Source organism: Mammaliicoccus sp. JADD-157 (assembly GCF_049310805.1).
Classification (GTDB): Bacteria; Bacillota; Bacilli; order Staphylococcales; family Staphylococcaceae; genus Mammaliicoccus; species Mammaliicoccus lentus.
Map to the genome: position 1 here is coordinate 183,006 of NZ_JBMOVZ010000005.1, position 16,119 is coordinate 199,124.

General features: G+C 31.2%; 15 protein-coding genes. All 15 read left to right on the plus strand.

Going from position 1 to position 16,119, the window contains the following annotated elements; all coding sequences use genetic code 11:
- Complete coding sequence (locus tag ACO6VN_RS13380; RefSeq protein WP_194201531.1) at positions 1-1,017, plus strand: substrate-binding domain-containing protein; 1,017 nt, start codon at positions 1-3, stop codon at positions 1,015-1,017.
- 2 nt (positions 1,018-1,019) lie between these two features.
- Positions 1,020-2,672 carry a glycoside hydrolase family 13 protein gene (locus ACO6VN_RS13385; protein ID WP_194201532.1) on the plus strand — a complete coding sequence of 551 codons (1,653 nt, stop codon included), beginning with the start codon at positions 1,020-1,022 and terminating at the stop codon, positions 2,670-2,672.
- A gap of 190 nt (positions 2,673-2,862) precedes the next feature.
- Complete coding sequence (dhaK, locus tag ACO6VN_RS13390) at positions 2,863-3,828, plus strand: dihydroxyacetone kinase subunit DhaK (RefSeq protein WP_194201533.1); 966 nt, start codon at positions 2,863-2,865, stop codon at positions 3,826-3,828.
- Between the two features lie 12 nt (positions 3,829-3,840).
- Positions 3,841-4,416 carry a dihydroxyacetone kinase subunit DhaL gene (dhaL, locus tag ACO6VN_RS13395; protein WP_194201534.1) on the plus strand — a complete coding sequence of 192 codons (576 nt, stop codon included), beginning with the start codon at positions 3,841-3,843 and terminating at the stop codon, positions 4,414-4,416.
- Positions 4,417-4,419: 3 nt separating this feature from the next.
- Entirely contained in the window at positions 4,420-4,794 is a 375-nt protein-coding gene (gene dhaM / locus ACO6VN_RS13400) for a dihydroxyacetone kinase phosphoryl donor subunit DhaM (RefSeq protein ID WP_194201535.1), read from the plus strand.
- A 72-nt stretch (positions 4,795-4,866) separates the two neighbouring features.
- Positions 4,867-5,559 (plus strand): FadR/GntR family transcriptional regulator, encoded by a 693-nt coding sequence (locus ACO6VN_RS13405; protein WP_064204178.1) that lies wholly within the window; start codon positions 4,867-4,869, stop codon positions 5,557-5,559.
- Positions 5,560-6,011: 452 nt separating this feature from the next.
- On the plus strand, positions 6,012-7,541 hold the full coding sequence (locus ACO6VN_RS13410) for an AbgT family transporter (protein ID WP_422404773.1): 1,530 nt from the start codon (positions 6,012-6,014) through the stop codon (positions 7,539-7,541).
- A 194-nt stretch (positions 7,542-7,735) separates the two neighbouring features.
- Complete coding sequence (gene manA / locus ACO6VN_RS13415) at positions 7,736-8,677, plus strand: mannose-6-phosphate isomerase, class I (protein WP_422404774.1); 942 nt, start codon at positions 7,736-7,738, stop codon at positions 8,675-8,677.
- Positions 8,678-8,694: 17 nt separating this feature from the next.
- Positions 8,695-8,928, plus strand: coding sequence for a hypothetical protein (locus ACO6VN_RS13420; RefSeq protein ID WP_016998851.1), 234 nt, complete (start codon positions 8,695-8,697; stop codon positions 8,926-8,928).
- A 285-nt stretch (positions 8,929-9,213) separates the two neighbouring features.
- A complete protein-coding gene (locus ACO6VN_RS13425; protein ID WP_016998852.1) occupies positions 9,214-10,209 on the plus strand; it encodes a LysM peptidoglycan-binding domain-containing protein in 996 nt (331 codons plus the stop codon).
- A gap of 181 nt (positions 10,210-10,390) precedes the next feature.
- The gene (locus ACO6VN_RS13430; RefSeq protein WP_218688334.1) at positions 10,391-11,755 is read left to right on the plus strand and encodes an EVE domain-containing protein; all 1,365 of its coding nucleotides are present in this window, start codon (positions 10,391-10,393) and stop codon (positions 11,753-11,755) included.
- A 159-nt stretch (positions 11,756-11,914) separates the two neighbouring features.
- Positions 11,915-13,291, plus strand: coding sequence for an alanine/glycine:cation symporter family protein (locus tag ACO6VN_RS13435; protein ID WP_103268959.1), 1,377 nt, complete (start codon positions 11,915-11,917; stop codon positions 13,289-13,291).
- Positions 13,292-13,520: 229 nt separating this feature from the next.
- A complete protein-coding gene (locus tag ACO6VN_RS13440; RefSeq protein WP_016998854.1) occupies positions 13,521-13,883 on the plus strand; it encodes a transcriptional regulator, SarA/Rot family in 363 nt (120 codons plus the stop codon).
- 176 nt (positions 13,884-14,059) lie between these two features.
- Complete coding sequence (nhaC, locus tag ACO6VN_RS13445) at positions 14,060-15,478, plus strand: Na+/H+ antiporter NhaC (protein ID WP_422404775.1); 1,419 nt, start codon at positions 14,060-14,062, stop codon at positions 15,476-15,478.
- 235 nt (positions 15,479-15,713) lie between these two features.
- The gene (locus ACO6VN_RS13450; protein ID WP_016998856.1) at positions 15,714-16,100 is read left to right on the plus strand and encodes a thiol-disulfide oxidoreductase DCC family protein; all 387 of its coding nucleotides are present in this window, start codon (positions 15,714-15,716) and stop codon (positions 16,098-16,100) included.
- The last annotated feature ends 19 nt before the right edge of the window (positions 16,101-16,119 follow it).

The following is a 16,119-nucleotide window of genomic DNA, read 5'->3' on the forward strand; positions in this document are numbered from 1 at the left end:
GTGGTTACAATTAAAGATGTCGCAAAAGAGGCTAATGTAGCCCCTTCAACAGTTTCAAGAGTAATAAGCGGTCATAAAAGCATCAGTGAAAATACATCGAAAAAAGTAAAAGCTGTTATGCGAAAATTAGGTTATGAACCTAATGTAGCTGCAAGAACACTTGTAACACAAAAAACAAAAACAATAGGATTAATTTTAAAGACAGCATCTAAAGAAATGACTCAAAATCCGTTCTTTACTGATGTATTGATGGGCATATCTATCGCATGTAAAAAAAGAGCGTATTCTACGATTATGACCACTGCGATTGAGTCAGAAGAATTAATCGCAGAAGTAGAAAGTTTAATGAAATCTAAATCTATTGATGGATTTATCATGCTGTATTCAAAAGAAAATGATCCAATTATAAAATTACTTAAAAAAAATAAATTCCCGTTTGTTGTTATAGGCAAGCAACTACAAGAACGAGATATTATTCATATTGATAACGATAATATTGAAGCGAGCGAATTAATGACGCAGTTTATGATAGATAAGGGACATAACCATTTAGCTTTTATTGCTGAACCAGATTCGTATGCAGTGGCAATAGATCGAATTGAAGGGTTTAAAAAGGTTTGCATAAAAAATAATGTTAATGAATTTCAAATTTTTAATGCACGACCTGAAAGAAATGAAATTATGGAAGTCGTTAAGAAAATGAAGGAACAAAAAGTATTTCCAAGTGCAATTATTACATCAGATAGCATGTTAAATATAAATTTATTAAGTGCTTTGTATCACTACAATATAAGAATTCCTGATGATGTAATGACTGCAACATTTAATGATTCTTTCATTAATGAATCTGCTTCGCCACCTCAAACAGTTGTAAATATTCATCCTGAATATTTAGGGGAAGAAGCAGGTATAGCCATGATTAAATTAATAGAAGATCCAAATATAATTAAGAAAAACACTATTATACCGACTGAGATTATAGAAAGAGCATCTACAAAAAGACAGGAGAATGTTTAAATATGGAAGAGCGTATTTGGTGGAAAGAAGCTGTATGTTATCAAATTTATCCAAGAAGTTTTAAAGATTCTAATGACGATGGGATAGGCGATATTAACGGCATAAGAGAGAAATTAAGTTATTTAAAATATTTAGGAATTGATGTAATTTGGGTTTCACCAATTTTTACGTCACCTAATGATGATAATGGCTACGATATAAGTGACTATCAAGATATAATGGAAGAATTTGGTACGATGGAAGATTTTGATTTATTACTGGAAGAAACGCATGAACTCGGTATGAAATTAATCTTAGATTTAGTTATTAATCATACTTCGGATGAACATCCATGGTTTATTGAATCCAAGTCTGATAAACAAAACCCTAAAAGAGACTGGTATATTTGGAAAGAAGGTAAGAATGATAAAGAACCCAATAACTGGGGAAGTATTTTCAATGGATCTGCATGGGCAAAAACAAAAGAAACCGATGAATATTATTTACATATATTTAGCGAAAAACAGCCGGACCTTAACTGGAGAAACACCAATGTGAGAAAAGAATTATATAAGATGATTAATTGGTGGTTTGATAAAGGAATTGATGGATTTAGAGTAGATGCCATTACACATATTCAAAAATCATTTGAAGATGGTGATATTGAATATGCTGAAAATGAAACGAATTTTAAACCTGCGTTCGAGCGATATACAAATAGACCAGGTATTTTAGAACATTTAAGAGAGCTGAGAGACGAAACCTTTAATAAGTATGATATTATGACAGTCGGTGAAGCGAACGGTGTTTCTCCAGATGATGCTGAAAATTGGGTCGGGTTTGAAAATGGAATATTTAATATGATATTTCAATTTGAGCACTTAGGATTATGGAATACTGAAGATGCAGGGTTCGACATTCAAAGATATAAAGAAGTTATGACCAAATGGCAAAACCAATTAGAAGGTAAGGGTTGGAATGCTTTATTTATTGAAAACCACGATCAACCAAGACTTGTTTCAACGTGGGGAGACGATCAACATTATTGGTATGAAAGTGCGACAAGTCATGCGACGAATTACTTCTTACAAAAAGGGACGCCATTTATATATCAAGGACAAGAAATAGGTATGACTAACTATCCATTCCAATCATTAGAAGAATTTAATGATGTATCAGTCAAAAATGAAGTTAGATTAAAAAAAGAAAATGGAGAAAACGTAGAGCAATTATTACATGATTTCAGTAAAGTAAATCGAGATAATTCGAGAACAATGATGCAATGGAATCAAACTGATTATGCAGGATTTTCAAAAGAAAGACCTTGGTTCCATGTAAATCCTAATTATAAAAATATAAATGTTGAACAACAATTAGAAGATGAAGATTCAATTTTAAGTTACTATAAAAAGCTAATTAAACTTAAAAAATCTAATAATGTATTTAATTATGGTGTTTATGAATTAGTAGATGAATATCATCCACAAATTTATACTTATAAGAGAAAGCTTGATAACAATCAAGTTATTATAATGTGTAATTTAACTAGTGAAGAAGCGGATATATCTAAAGCATTTAAAATTGAAAATTATGATTTATTACTGAATAATTATAGAGATATTGAAAAAACACAAAAGTTAAAACCTTTTGAAACAAGAGTGTATCAAATAAAATAAATAACTTAGTATAAAAATCCATGCATAACATGACTTTTATAGAATAACGTATTATTCAATGTAGCTTATACGAATTCTTGATAATGTCTCTTGTGTATGGATTTTATATATATCCATATTGTTAACGCTTACTACCTTAAACGTTTTATAATAGTATTGAGGTAATAGAATTCAATCGGGAGGTCATAGTATGAAGAAATTAATGAAAGAAAAAACAAATTTTGTTGCTGATATGTTAAAAGGCATTGAAATAATGGATGATGCGGTTGAAATAATAAGTGAAAATGTAGTAGTAAGAAAAAATTTAAAAACAAAAGGTGTTGCTTTAGTTTCTGGAGGAGGTTCAGGCCACGAACCTGCTCATGCTGGTTATGTGGCAGGGGGTATGTTAGATGCAGCTGTATGTGGTGAAGTGTTTACATCTCCTACTCCTGATAAAATTTTAGAAGCAATCAAACATGTAGCTACAGATGAAGGTGTTCTTTTAATAGTGAAAAATTATGCAGGGGATGTAATGAATTTTGAGATGGCACAAGAAATGGCTGAGATGGAAGGTATCTCTTGTGAGTCAATCGTGGTGAGAGATGATATATCTATCGAAAACATAGAAGATAGAAGAGGTGTGGCCGGAACAGTCTTAGTCCATAAATATGCAGGTTTCTTATCCGATAATGGATTCAATCTCGCTGATATAAAGAGTAGAACAGAAACATTTATCGAAAAGATAAGAACAATTGGTATGGCTATTTATCCTTGTTTAGTACCAACTACTGGTCAATATGGTTTTGATTTAAAAGAGAATCAAATGGAAATAGGAATCGGTATTCATGGTGAACGTGGTATATATCAAGAGGATATCGAACCAATCGATGAAATAATTAAAAGGTTAATGCACGAATTAGAGAAAGAAATATCAGATAAAACATTAATCGTAATGATTAATGGTATGGGTGCAACTCCAGATTCTGAATTAGCGATTGTTTCACATTACTTTAATGAATATGCTAAAGAAAATGAATTAAATATCGAAAAATATTTAATCGGTAATTATATGACAGCTTTAGATATGCAAGGTTTTTCTATTACTTTAGTACCTTATGATGATGAATATCGCGATGCTTTTGATGCACCGACAGAGAGTAAATATTTCGTATAGGAGGATTTATCCATGGATGCAGATTTATTAACTAAAAAATTAAAAGATTTAAGAAATACTTTTGAACAAGAAGAACAACTTTTAACAGACTTAGACAGAGCAATTGGTGACGGAGATCATGGCGTTAATATGCTGAGAGGTTTCAAAGCAGTTGACGAGAAAATTTCTGGGAATACGTTAAGTGAAGTTTTGAAATCAACAGGTATGACATTAATGAGTTCTGTAGGAGGGGCGTCTGGTCCACTCTATGGATTTAGTTTTGTAAAAATGGCTTCTCTTAACCATGATGAAATTAATCAAGATAATTTGAAAGAATACATTGATGAATTTAAAAATGCTGTAGCAACGCGAGGTAAAGTTTCTGGTGGCGAAAAAACGATGTATGATGTGCTACAGAAAACATCTGAGTACTTAGAAAATAATCAATCTATAAGTAAAGAACAATTACAACAATTTGCAGATGATACGAAAGATTTAGAAGCTACTAAAGGAAGAGCAGCATATTTCAAAAAGGATTCAATTGGACATATTGATCCAGGTGCACAAAGTATGGTATTTGTATTAAATGCTTTAAGTGAGGATGTGTAGAAAATGGCGACAATAGGAATTATTAGTCATAGTAAAGATATAGCACAAGGTGTGAAAGACTTATTAGCACAAATGTCACCAGATGTATCAGTAATCGCTAAAGGCGGTAATAATGAAGGTGAAATAGGAACAAGTATCGATACAGTTAACGCAATCATCGATGAATTGACAGAAGATGCATTATTATTTTACGATATTGGATCAGCAGAAATGAACTTGGAAATGGCTATTGATTTATACGAAGGTGATTATAAATTATATAAAGTTGACGGGCCTATTGTTGAAGGAGCATTTCTAGCGAGCGTATCATTATCAACAGGAGCAACATTAGAAGAAGCAATTTCAAGCATTGAAAGGGAATTTTCTAAAAAATCTTAAAATGTGATCAAGTCAAAAATATAAAATGATATAATTGCTCTACTAATGATTTTACAAGGTGGAGAAATAAAAATGAAAATATCGAATCAGAAATTATATGAAAAAGTTGCAGATGTCATCATATTTGATATTAACGAAGGTCGTATAAATCCTGGTGATCGATTACCATCAATCAAAGCATTATCTGAGAGTTTTGGTGTTGGTCAAGCTACTATTAGAGAAGCATTGAATGCTTTACGAGCAATGGGATATGTCGATATTAAACATGGACAAGGAACTTTTGTTATAAATAGAGAAGAAACAAAATTTAATCTTGAAGCGATTAATGCTAATGTGGAAGACATCGAAAATTTATTAGAAGTACGTAATATAGTTGAAGTTGGTGTAGCAAGATTAGCAGCATCTAATCGTGATGAAAATAATCTTAAGGAAATTGAAGCGGCACTTTTTGATATGAAAGTAGCAATTAAAAAAAATGAATTAGGAGAAGCTTCAGATTTAAGATTCCATCTTGCTATTGCTGATGCTTCAAATAATTACATGTTAAAACAGCTATTGCGCAATGTATCAGAATTAATGCAACATACTATGAAAGAAACAAGAAGAATATATTTATATACAAAAAGCAAATCGATTGAGAAGCTCTATAATGAACATAAAGATATATACGAAGCTATAAAAAGTCAAAATAGTAAATTAGCTGAAGAAAAAATGGCATTTCATTTGTCTGAAGTTGAAAACGCAGTATTAAAACACATTAGATAATTATTAATGATATTAAATAAAGCTTGAGGTGAAACACTTGATCAATAAACCGAAAGAGGCCGAGACATTTGTCTCGGCCTCTATTCGTTATATATACTATTTATAAAAATAAAAAGCGATAAGCTTCAGGATGCTTATCGCTTTGGGTATGTATAACCCATCCGTTCCATTTCATAATCATATATAAAGACTTCTCACAGTAAAATAATAAACTGTAACTTATCATTGCAATAATGAAAAAGATTATTACAATTTAATATTTGTATCTTAAGTATAAGGTCCCTTCAAGAGTTTAGCAATATTAATTATTAAAAAAATAATATCCAAATTACACCGAATAAATAGATTTTATATAAATAATAAAATCATACATTACAAATCGTCTGAAACTTCAAAATATATAGATATTTTATGATATAATATTTCTAATTTCTTATATTAAGGGGGCTATTATGAATCAGACAAAGAGAAAAGTTTCTATTATTAATAGATTCTTAAACTTCATAGAAAAAGCAGGAAACCGATTGCCAGATCCAAGTATATTATTTTTCCTTTTATGTGTAGGATTAATTGTACTATCTTGGTTTGTATCTTTGTTCAATATAAAAGTTGAAAACCCAGGTACAGGAAAAACAGTAGAAGTAACAAATCTAATTTCTAGAGAAGGTTTTTCTAAAATATTAAGTGAATCTATAACAAACTTTTCCGAATTCCCAGCATTAGGCCTTGTACTTGCAGTTATGCTCGGAATAGGTGTAGCAGAAAAAACAGGATATTTTGATAAATTAATGATAATGATAGTTAATAAAGCACCTAAGAAAATCATAGTACCCATTATTATATTTGTAGGTATTATTGGGAATGCTGCTGGAGATGCAGCTCCAGTAGTTTTACCACCTTTGACGGCATTAGTTTTTATTAAACTTGGTTATCACCCGATAGCGGGTTTAGCGATGGCATATGCTTCTGCCTTAGGGGCGTTTGCAGCGAATTTAACTTTAGGGATGAGTGATGCGCTTGTTTATGCATTTACTAAACCAGCAGCTGAAATTATTAGCAAAGATATTTCGTTGAACGTAGCAATGAACTGGTATTTTATAGCAGCATCTTCTATCATTTTATTACCAGCAATTTATTTTGTAAGTATGAAAATTGTTATACCACGTCTAGGTACATATAAAGAAGAAACAGATAGTTCAAGTGATGATAATGAAATAACATCTAAAGAAAACAAAGCATTAAAGTTTGCTAATTGGAGTTTCTTTGCGGTTATAGTTATTTTATTAGCTTTATCAATACCTGAAAATGGCTGGCTAAGAAACGTTAAAACTGGAAGCTTAATTGAAGAATCGCCATTAATGGATGGTGTTGGTATAATCATTCTTGTTGTTTTCTTTGTTCCCGGTTTTGTTTATGGAATTATGTCAGGTAAACTTAAAAATACAAAAGATTTAGGGAAAATGTTAACTGATTCAATGGCGACAATGGGAAGTTTTATTGTAATTGTATTTTTTGCTTCACAATTATTAGCGTATTTAAATTGGAGCAACCTAGGTGTAGTTATATCAGTTAAAGGTGCAGAATTATTACAAGGTCAAAATGGTGTTGTGTTAATAATAGGATTAATATTATTAAGTTGTTTAATTAACTTGCTAATAGGTAGCGCGTCCGCAAAATGGGCGATATTAGCACCAATATTTATACCTATGTTTATGTTATTAGGATATCATCCTGCGTTTACACAGATGGTCTATCGTATAGGAGATTCAATCACAAATCCAATAACACCGATGATGCCTTACTTACCACTATTACTATCATATGCTCAAAAATATGATGAGAATATGAAACTTGGAACATTAATTTCTAGTTTAATGCCATATTCAATTGTATTGGCGATCGTTTGGCCTATATTTATGATTATATGGTTCTTACTAGGTTTACCATTAGGACCTGGTGGAGATATATACTGGAGTAAATAATAAGTTAAAATGTAGTCTCATTCTTTCTAGGATGAGGCTATGAAGTCTTTTTAGAAAAATGAGATTCCGTCCCACTGCCATTTCAGTATTTCATAAGTAAAGCACTATATGGTACAATCACGAAGGGTATATATTTAATTTAATTAATTGAACTTACATATATTTTTAACGACAAAAAAGAAAAGGATGATTAAATGTCTCCATTAGTATTGAAACCCGTGTTTAAAGAGCGTATTTGGGGAGGACGTAATTTAGAAAAAATGGGCTACGACATTCCTGATGGTAATATTGGGGAATGTTGGGGTATTTCAGCGCATCAAAATGGACCTAATGTTATTGTCAATGGAGCTTACGAAGGTCAAACATTGGATAAGGTTTGGGAAGAACATCCTGAATTATTTGGAAATCCTTCAGAAAAGAAATTTCCATTGCTTACGAAAATATTAGATGCAAACCAAAAATTATCTGTACAAGTTCATCCAGATGATGAATATGCACACGAACATGAAAATGGTGAGTTTGGTAAAACTGAGTGCTGGTATGTTCTTGACGCAAAAGAAGACGCAGAAATTATATATGGAACTTATGCAAATTCGAAAGAACAGCTTGAAGAATATATTCAAAATGAAGATTGGGATCATTTATTCAAGCGCGTTAAAGTTGAAAAGGGAGACTTTTTCTATGTGCCAAGTGGTACAGTGCATGCAATCGGAGAAGGTATTATGATACTAGAAACGCAACAAAATTCAGATACTACTTACAGAATTTATGATTACGATAGAATTGAGCAAGATGGTAAGAAACGTGAATTACATCTTGATAAAAGTATTGATGTTATCAATATAGGACCAACAAGCCCAAATGTAGCACCTGTGAGAATAGATTCTGATGAACAAAAAGGTCAAATGCTTGTAGAAAGCGACTTTTTCACTGTTACGAAATGGCAAATAGAAGGTACATTTAACTTCAGAAAACCTAGAGATTATTGCTTAGTGAGTATTATTTCTGGGGAAGGTGAAATCATAACAGACGGAAATGTATATGAAGTGTCAACGGGAAGTCACCTCATATTAACGGCTGATGATTTAGATAATCACATTAACGGGCAACTAGAAGTTATAGTAAGTTACGTCTAGATAGGAGTTATACTATTATGAAAAAATTCTTATATTTATCACTTGTTTGTGCCGTTATAGCTGGTCTAGGAATATTTTTTGAACAGCCAAAATATCCAAATCCAGTGATACCATTTATTATTGCTTTAATTGGGCTAATATTAGCTATTAGTACTTTTAAAGATAAAGAAATAACAATGGGGTTGAAAATCGGAGGCGTTCTAGTTAATTTAATGCCAACATTAGCCGGTTTATCGTTAATACTTCAATAAATAGATTATTAGTTTTGTAATATACATTTAAACTGTCGTAAAGTTAATAACTTTGACGACAGTTTTTTTGTGCAGATTTAAATTGTTATATTGTCATTTATTTCAATTTTACAGTGTATTCTCATCATATAAATAAAAAAATTAATTGTCTTTAAAAGAATTTTTCTATAATTCTATTAATATAAATGAAATAAAACTGTAATATAAAATTGCGCCATAACAGTGTATAATTAGGAAGAATTAATATCTTTATATAAAAATGTAAGATAATGGAGGTAACTAATTTTGAAGAAGAAGACATTAACGGCATTTGTAGGTGCTTCTGTAGCAGTAGCTTTAACATCACAAAGTGCTGAAGCTGCATCATATAAAGTTAAGAGCGGAGACTCACTTTGGTTAATTGCTGAAAAACATAATACAACTATCGCAAAAATTAAAAGCTTAAACAAATTAAGCTCTAATCTAATTTTTCCGAATCAAATCATTCAAGTACCTGGTTCTTCTAGTTCGTCTAATACGAATACAGGATCGACTTCAACGTCATCAACAACATACTATACGGTTAAATCAGGGGATTCGTTATCAGTAATTGCTGGTAAATATGGCACAACATATCAAAAAATAATGTCTTTAAACGGGTTGAATAATACAATTATTTATCCTGGCCAAAAATTAAAAGTAAAAGGGACTTCTAGTAGTTCAAGTTCAAATAATACGGGTTCATCAAACACATCTACTAGTACAACTACTTATACGGTTAAATCAGGAGATTCATTATCAGTAATTGCTGCTCGATATGGTACAACATATCAAAAAATAATGTCTTTAAATGGTTTATCAAATTTCATTATTTATCCGGGCCAAAAATTAAAAGTAAGTGGTTCAGTGTCAACAGGTGGTGGACAATCAAGCTCTAATAACACTGGTAGCTATACACCTCCTATGTTCTACCACCAAAATTTATATGATTGGGGTCAATGTACTTGGCACGTATTTAATCGACGTAAAGCAATCGGTAAACCAATAAGCACTTATTGGTGGAATGCGAACAACTGGGCTAGCGCTGCAGCTAAAGATGGATATAGAGTAAATCATAAACCTGCTGTAGGTTCGATTTTACAATCTTCTGCTGGTTATTACGGTCATGTTTCGTTTGTTGAACGCATTAATAATGACGGTAGTATTCAAGTATCAGAAATGAATTTTACATCTTCACCTGGTGTATTAACATACAGAACTGTACCAGCTTCACTCGTACCAAGTTATAATTTTATACATTAATCTTGAACTGAGGCATATATAATGTCTCAGTTTTTACTTGTGTAAACATAGACACGGATGCTAATGTCTTATACAATGTTAATATTAATGTCATGTAAAAAATATGATTAGTATAATAAACGTCATATTTACATAGTAAATCGTTTAAAATTGATAATTATTTATAACAAGGAGTATACATATGTCTGAAGAAACAAACTACTTTTGGCTAAATTGTGGATATAATAGGTGGAATCATACAGAACCTCTAGAAGGACAAGTTGCAGTATTTGAATCGGGTGCAAGTTTTAATCCTACTCAAGGTTACCATGCCTTTAAGACGGCAAAACCTGGTGATAAAGTAATTTATTATCAAGTCCAAAATCAAGTGGGATTATTAGGATATGGGGAAATTATTGATGTTCAGACAGGCGGCAACCAAAAAGTAAGCATTCATTTTAAATTTGAAACCTCTTTAACAATGCTTTCAGTTGAATACTTAAAGAGAAGTGAACATTTAGAATTGCGTATTAAGCAACTAACGGATCAATTATTCAATCGTATATCTAAAGAAGAATTTGAATTAATTATTGGCCTAGGACAAGGAGAAGTTAAAATACCTAGATATTTCTTACTTTCAGAAGAAATACAGTTTGAAGAAGATGAAACATATACTATTTTCACACATACAGTGAATGGTATTAAAAGAAATGGTTATATTTATTATACACAACTTGAAATCGGGGATCAGCTTGTATTCTTAAATAAAAACGCGAATCATTCTATTATTGGTGTTGGTGAAGTTACAGATAGTATACATAAACTTCCACCACAACCAGGACGAACTGATTCAACTTGCATAACTATTAGATATGAAAAGGATATTAATCCTATAAGTGTAGCAGAACTAAATAGACATCAAACATTAAAAAAATTATATTTCTTACAAGAAAATTCTAAGCAATCTATAGCTAATTTAACAAAAGCTCAATATGATGCAATGATGGATATGAGTAGAGGTGAGTTTTCTCAAAATAATTCACAACAATATCAAGTCTCGATTCCACAAGAACAAGAAGATAAAAAAGATAAGCCAATTATATTAATGTTATGTGATAGTAAAGAAGAAGGTATAAAAAAAGCAAAACATTACGTAGAGCGCGAGCTTGCTAAAGGTATTTATACAACAGGGCATCCAGATTTTTCTGAAGAAATGTTATACGGAAGGTATTTACCTAACGAAAGTGGAGCTCTATATTATCGTGAAGGATTTATCACGGGGCATATCACAAATTCAGAAAGAGAATGGCTTGTAATCGATCAATTTGAGCGAATAGACCCTGAAATATTCCAACTATTCCTAAATGTTTTAGATGGTCATGAAATGACACTACCTAGATATAATCATGATGGTAAAATGGTAAAATGGAGTTTAGAAAAAGACTCATTCTACCGCCATAATCCAAAATGGAGAATGATAGGTTTATGTTATGGGACAGTTGAAGATATAAAAAAACAATATTCACATCAATTTTTAAAACATTGTCGTGTAATACACGTTGGATAAATAAAATAAATTTTCATTGAAAAACACTATTTGTTTAATATCAAATGGTGTTTTTAATTTATAAGTGAAAAATTATCTTTTAAATTGATAGAATTTTCTGTAATATGATATATATAATTAAAATTGCTCTTATCAATAAACAACAAAGGGGACGTGTTTATGGACAAAATAGTAGCATTTTCAGATTGGTTATGGGGATATCCACTCGTAACTCTATTATTAGTATCTAGTTTATTTTTAACAATTTATTTAGGGTTCATACAGTTTAGACATTTTGGCTATATGATGAAACAAACATTTGGCAGTATTAATAAAAAACCTAAAGGTGAAGGAACAATCACACCGAGGCAAGCATTAACTTCTGCTTTATCTTCTACTGTTGGTGCAGCAAATATCGTAGGGGTACCTACAGCAATCATGATGGGTGGACCTGGTGCAGTATTTTGGATGATGGTTATTGCATTTTTAGGGATGGCTTTAAAGTATAGTGAAAACGTACTTGGTATACATTATCGAGAAAAGAATAGTAAAGGCGAATTTGTAGGGGGACCTACATACTATATGAAAAAAGGAATGAAAAATAAAAAAGTTGGAATAGTATTCGCTTTTATTTTTGCATTCGCGCTTATGTTGGAACTCATTCCGAGTATTATGGTGCAAGGAAATTCAGCAGCAAGCACGGTAGAAGATACCTTCAATATTGATATGGGTTATACAGGAATCATTTTAGCTGTGTTAGCTGCTTTAGTTGTGTTTGGAGGCATTAAAAGAATTGCAACATTCACTGAAATGATTGTGCCGGTTATGGTTGGATTATATTGTATTATGGGTTTTATTATCATTTTAATGAACATTCAACATTTACCGGGAGTCATAGCGTTAGTAGTTGAAAAAGCTTTTAATCCTGATGCAGCATTAGGAGGTAGTTTTGGAGCTGCTTTAGCTACAACGGTTAGATGGGGATTTGCTCGAGGTATCTATTCAAACGAAGCAGGTTTAGGTACTTCTCCAATTGCCCACGCTGCTGCTAAGACAGATCATCCAGTGAGACAAGCTTTTTGGAGTGTAAGTGAAATAGTTGTAGATACTTTAATTATATGTAGTACAACAGCGTTTGTTGTATTGGTTTCAGACGTTTGGAAAGCAGATGATGCAAAAGAACAATCAGCTGCACTGACAGCTAGAGCCTTTAATGATGCATTTGGTACATTTGGAAGCTGGATTGTTTCTATATCAATGGTATTCTTTGTATTCTCTACTATAATTGTAGTTATTTATTATGGTTCAAGAATGGCAGAATATTTATTTGGATTAACTGCTGGATTTATTATGAAAATAGTTTATGTTTTATCTATAGCACTCGGTGCGTTTGGGGCAGGAACACAATTGTGGAATTTATTAGATATAGCGTTAGCATGCATTCTTATTCCCAATATTATAGCTGTTATTATGTTATCACCTAAAGTTAAAGACTTGACACGAGAATTTTTCACAAGCAAAGAATTTTATTTGAAAGATAAAAATAATAAAAACTGAAATAGTTTATTCCTTTTAGATTATAACGTTATCGTTATAATCTTTTTTTGTATTTAAAAAAATTGTAGTTGTCTTCAAAAATAAACCTCTTTTGTATGTAGTCATATAAATTATTCTAATTTACACAAAATGTCAAATATTTTATTAAATTCCATATTGATGTTATTTAATTTTATGGTAAGATTATTTTAAGATAATTTAATTAACTAATTTTTAGGAGGTTACAACAATGAGCACTCAATCTTATTCAGAAGCAATTACTTCATGTTCTGAATTCTTTGATTACCAAAATAAAATTGACAATATCTTTGTAGTAATTGAACAAAAGTATGGCTTAAAGAAACATGAATTTTTCTTCTTAATGAAATTAAATGAAGTGAAAGAAGTACACCTTAAAGATGCAATTGAAAAAGGATACATAAAGCAAAACAAATCTGCTCGTGCTATTAAGAGATTATTCGAAAAGAAATATATATTAAAAAACCGCTTAAAAACAGATGAAAGAGCAGTTATATTACGCTTTAACGATGATTATAAAGATGATTTTGAAGTGATAATGCAAGAAGTATTGGATATGTTAAATGTAGCTTAGATTATAAATCTTTTTAATATTAAAGAAATGCATTGTAAAAGTTAGTCAAAGGCTAACTTTTACAATGCATTTTTGTATTTATAATCAAATTATATTTTAAAATTTAATTTGTAAATTATGGTGGAAAGTTATACAATTTTAAATGTAAGCGCTTTATTATAGGAGGATTAGTCATTATGGTAAAAGAATCTACACCGAAGAATATAAGTTTTGTATGGGCGATTATTCCGTTTCTATTTATGATAGTCAGCATGCTCTATACTGTTGTTGTTTTAGAATTAGCGCCTCACATACCTTTAATGATTGGTACAGCTATAGCAGCCATAGTTGCCTATTATCACGGACATACATGGAAAGATATAGAAGAAATGATGTACAAAGGGATAAAATTAGCACTACCTGCGATTGTTATTATTATACTAGTTGGTTTAATCATTGGAGCCTGGATAGGTGGAGGTATAGTTGCAACAATGATTTATTACGGTTTAAAACTTATTACGCCTTCATTATTTTTAGTGACTATTGCTATTATATGTGCCATTGTATCTTTAGCCATTGGTAGTAGTTGGTCTACAATGGCTACAGTAGGTGTAGCCGGAATGGGTATAGGATTGAGCATGGATATTCCAGCAGGTATGATTGCGGGTGCTATCATATCAGGTGCTTATTTTGGTGATAAAATGAGCCCTTTATCTGACACCACAAATTTAGCAGCAGGTTTAACTGGTACAAATCTATTCGATCATATTAAGCATATGTTCTATACAACTGTACCTGCGATTGTAATTTCGTTAATTGCCTTCTTTATACTTGGTAGACAATTTTCTGCAGGTGACATTAATCAAGATAAAATTGATGCAATTAATAATGAAATGATTGATAAATTTGTCATATCACCTTGGCTACTATTAGTACCACTGATTGTTATTATTTTAGTAGCCTTAAAAGTACCTGCAATACCTGCATTGGTAGTTGGTATTATTTTAGGGTTTTTATCACAAATTTTTGTTCAAGGTGGAAGTATTCATGATAGCGTTCAAGCTTTACAAACAGGATATGTGTTAGAAACGAAGAATGAACTCGTAAAAGAACTATTTAATAGGGGTGGTTTGGAGTCGATGTTTTATACCATTTCTATGACAATTGTTGCGATGACATTTGGTGGAATACTCGAATATTCAGGTATGTTGAAGGCAATTATTACACAAGTTTTGAAAGTAGCTAAAGGTACTGGTGGACTAATCGCTTCTGTTATTATTTCATGTATTGGTACAAACGCTTCATGCTCAGAACAATATATTTCAATTGTTGTACCATCAAGAATGTATATTAATACGTTTTTAGAAAAGAGGTTACACCCTAAAAATTTATCTAGAGCTCTAGAAGATGGTGGAACAGTGACTTCAGTATTTTTCTTATGGAATACTTGTGGTGTGTTTATAGCTCAGACCTTAAATGTAAACGTATTGGAGTATGGGATGTATGCAGTATTCAATTATACTGTCCCAATCATATCTATAATATTTGGATACATAGGATTTAAAATTATAACAATTAACGAACAAGAATATAAACAATTTAAAGAAGTTCAATAACAATAATAACAGTCCAGGACATATATAAATGTCTCGGACTGTTTCATTATATAGGGGTAGTTGACTGGAATGAAAGTGTGTTTATACCAAATTTTTTCAAGCTTAGTCATCATTGACGGAATGGTATTATGAAGTCGTTTTAGCAAAATGAGATTTCTGGTTCACTTCCTTATTAATTTAATGTTTCTTATAATCGTGTTATCTTAAAACTAAAGAAAGGAATAAGGTGATATTTATGGCTATAGTATACTATGACGGTGATTGTGGTTATTGTAATAGAGTAGTAATGTGGTTGATTCATCATAATATTCCAACGAGATTCCAATTTGCACAATTAGAAGGGCAATATGGAGAGAACTTAATTAAAGCTCAACCTGAATTGAAAAATATAGACACAATTGTTGTAGTTGATAAATCACAAGTATTTACTAAAACAGATGCTATTATTCACTTATTGAATCAAATTAAGAAATATAAAATTTTTGCATTCCTATTGAAAATAGTGCCTCGTTTTCTTAGAAATCTAGGTTACGATTCATTTGCAAAAATAAGACATCGCATCCAATTTAAGCAAGCATGTAAACTACCAACTAAAGAAGAACGTCAGTATTTTTTAGATTAGTATTGCAATAGTTTTAGAG

Coding starts and splice junctions, on each gene's coding strand:
- ACO6VN_RS13385 (WP_194201532.1), top strand. CDS start 1,020: ATGGAAGAGCGTATTTGGTGGAAAGAAGCTGTATGTTATCAAATTTAT.
- dhaK (WP_194201533.1), top strand. CDS start 2,863: ATGAAGAAATTAATGAAAGAAAAAACAAATTTTGTTGCTGATATGTTA.
- dhaL (WP_194201534.1), top strand. CDS start 3,841: ATGGATGCAGATTTATTAACTAAAAAATTAAAAGATTTAAGAAATACT.
- dhaM (WP_194201535.1), top strand. CDS start 4,420: ATGGCGACAATAGGAATTATTAGTCATAGTAAAGATATAGCACAAGGT.
- ACO6VN_RS13405 (WP_064204178.1), top strand. CDS start 4,867: ATGAAAATATCGAATCAGAAATTATATGAAAAAGTTGCAGATGTCATC.
- ACO6VN_RS13410 (WP_422404773.1), top strand. CDS start 6,012: ATGAATCAGACAAAGAGAAAAGTTTCTATTATTAATAGATTCTTAAAC.
- manA (WP_422404774.1), top strand. CDS start 7,736: ATGTCTCCATTAGTATTGAAACCCGTGTTTAAAGAGCGTATTTGGGGA.
- ACO6VN_RS13420 (WP_016998851.1), top strand. CDS start 8,695: ATGAAAAAATTCTTATATTTATCACTTGTTTGTGCCGTTATAGCTGGT.
- ACO6VN_RS13430 (WP_218688334.1), top strand. CDS start 10,391: ATGTCTGAAGAAACAAACTACTTTTGGCTAAATTGTGGATATAATAGG.
- ACO6VN_RS13435 (WP_103268959.1), top strand. CDS start 11,915: ATGGACAAAATAGTAGCATTTTCAGATTGGTTATGGGGATATCCACTC.
- ACO6VN_RS13440 (WP_016998854.1), top strand. CDS start 13,521: ATGAGCACTCAATCTTATTCAGAAGCAATTACTTCATGTTCTGAATTC.
- nhaC (WP_422404775.1), top strand. CDS start 14,060: ATGGTAAAAGAATCTACACCGAAGAATATAAGTTTTGTATGGGCGATT.
- ACO6VN_RS13450 (WP_016998856.1), top strand. CDS start 15,714: ATGGCTATAGTATACTATGACGGTGATTGTGGTTATTGTAATAGAGTA.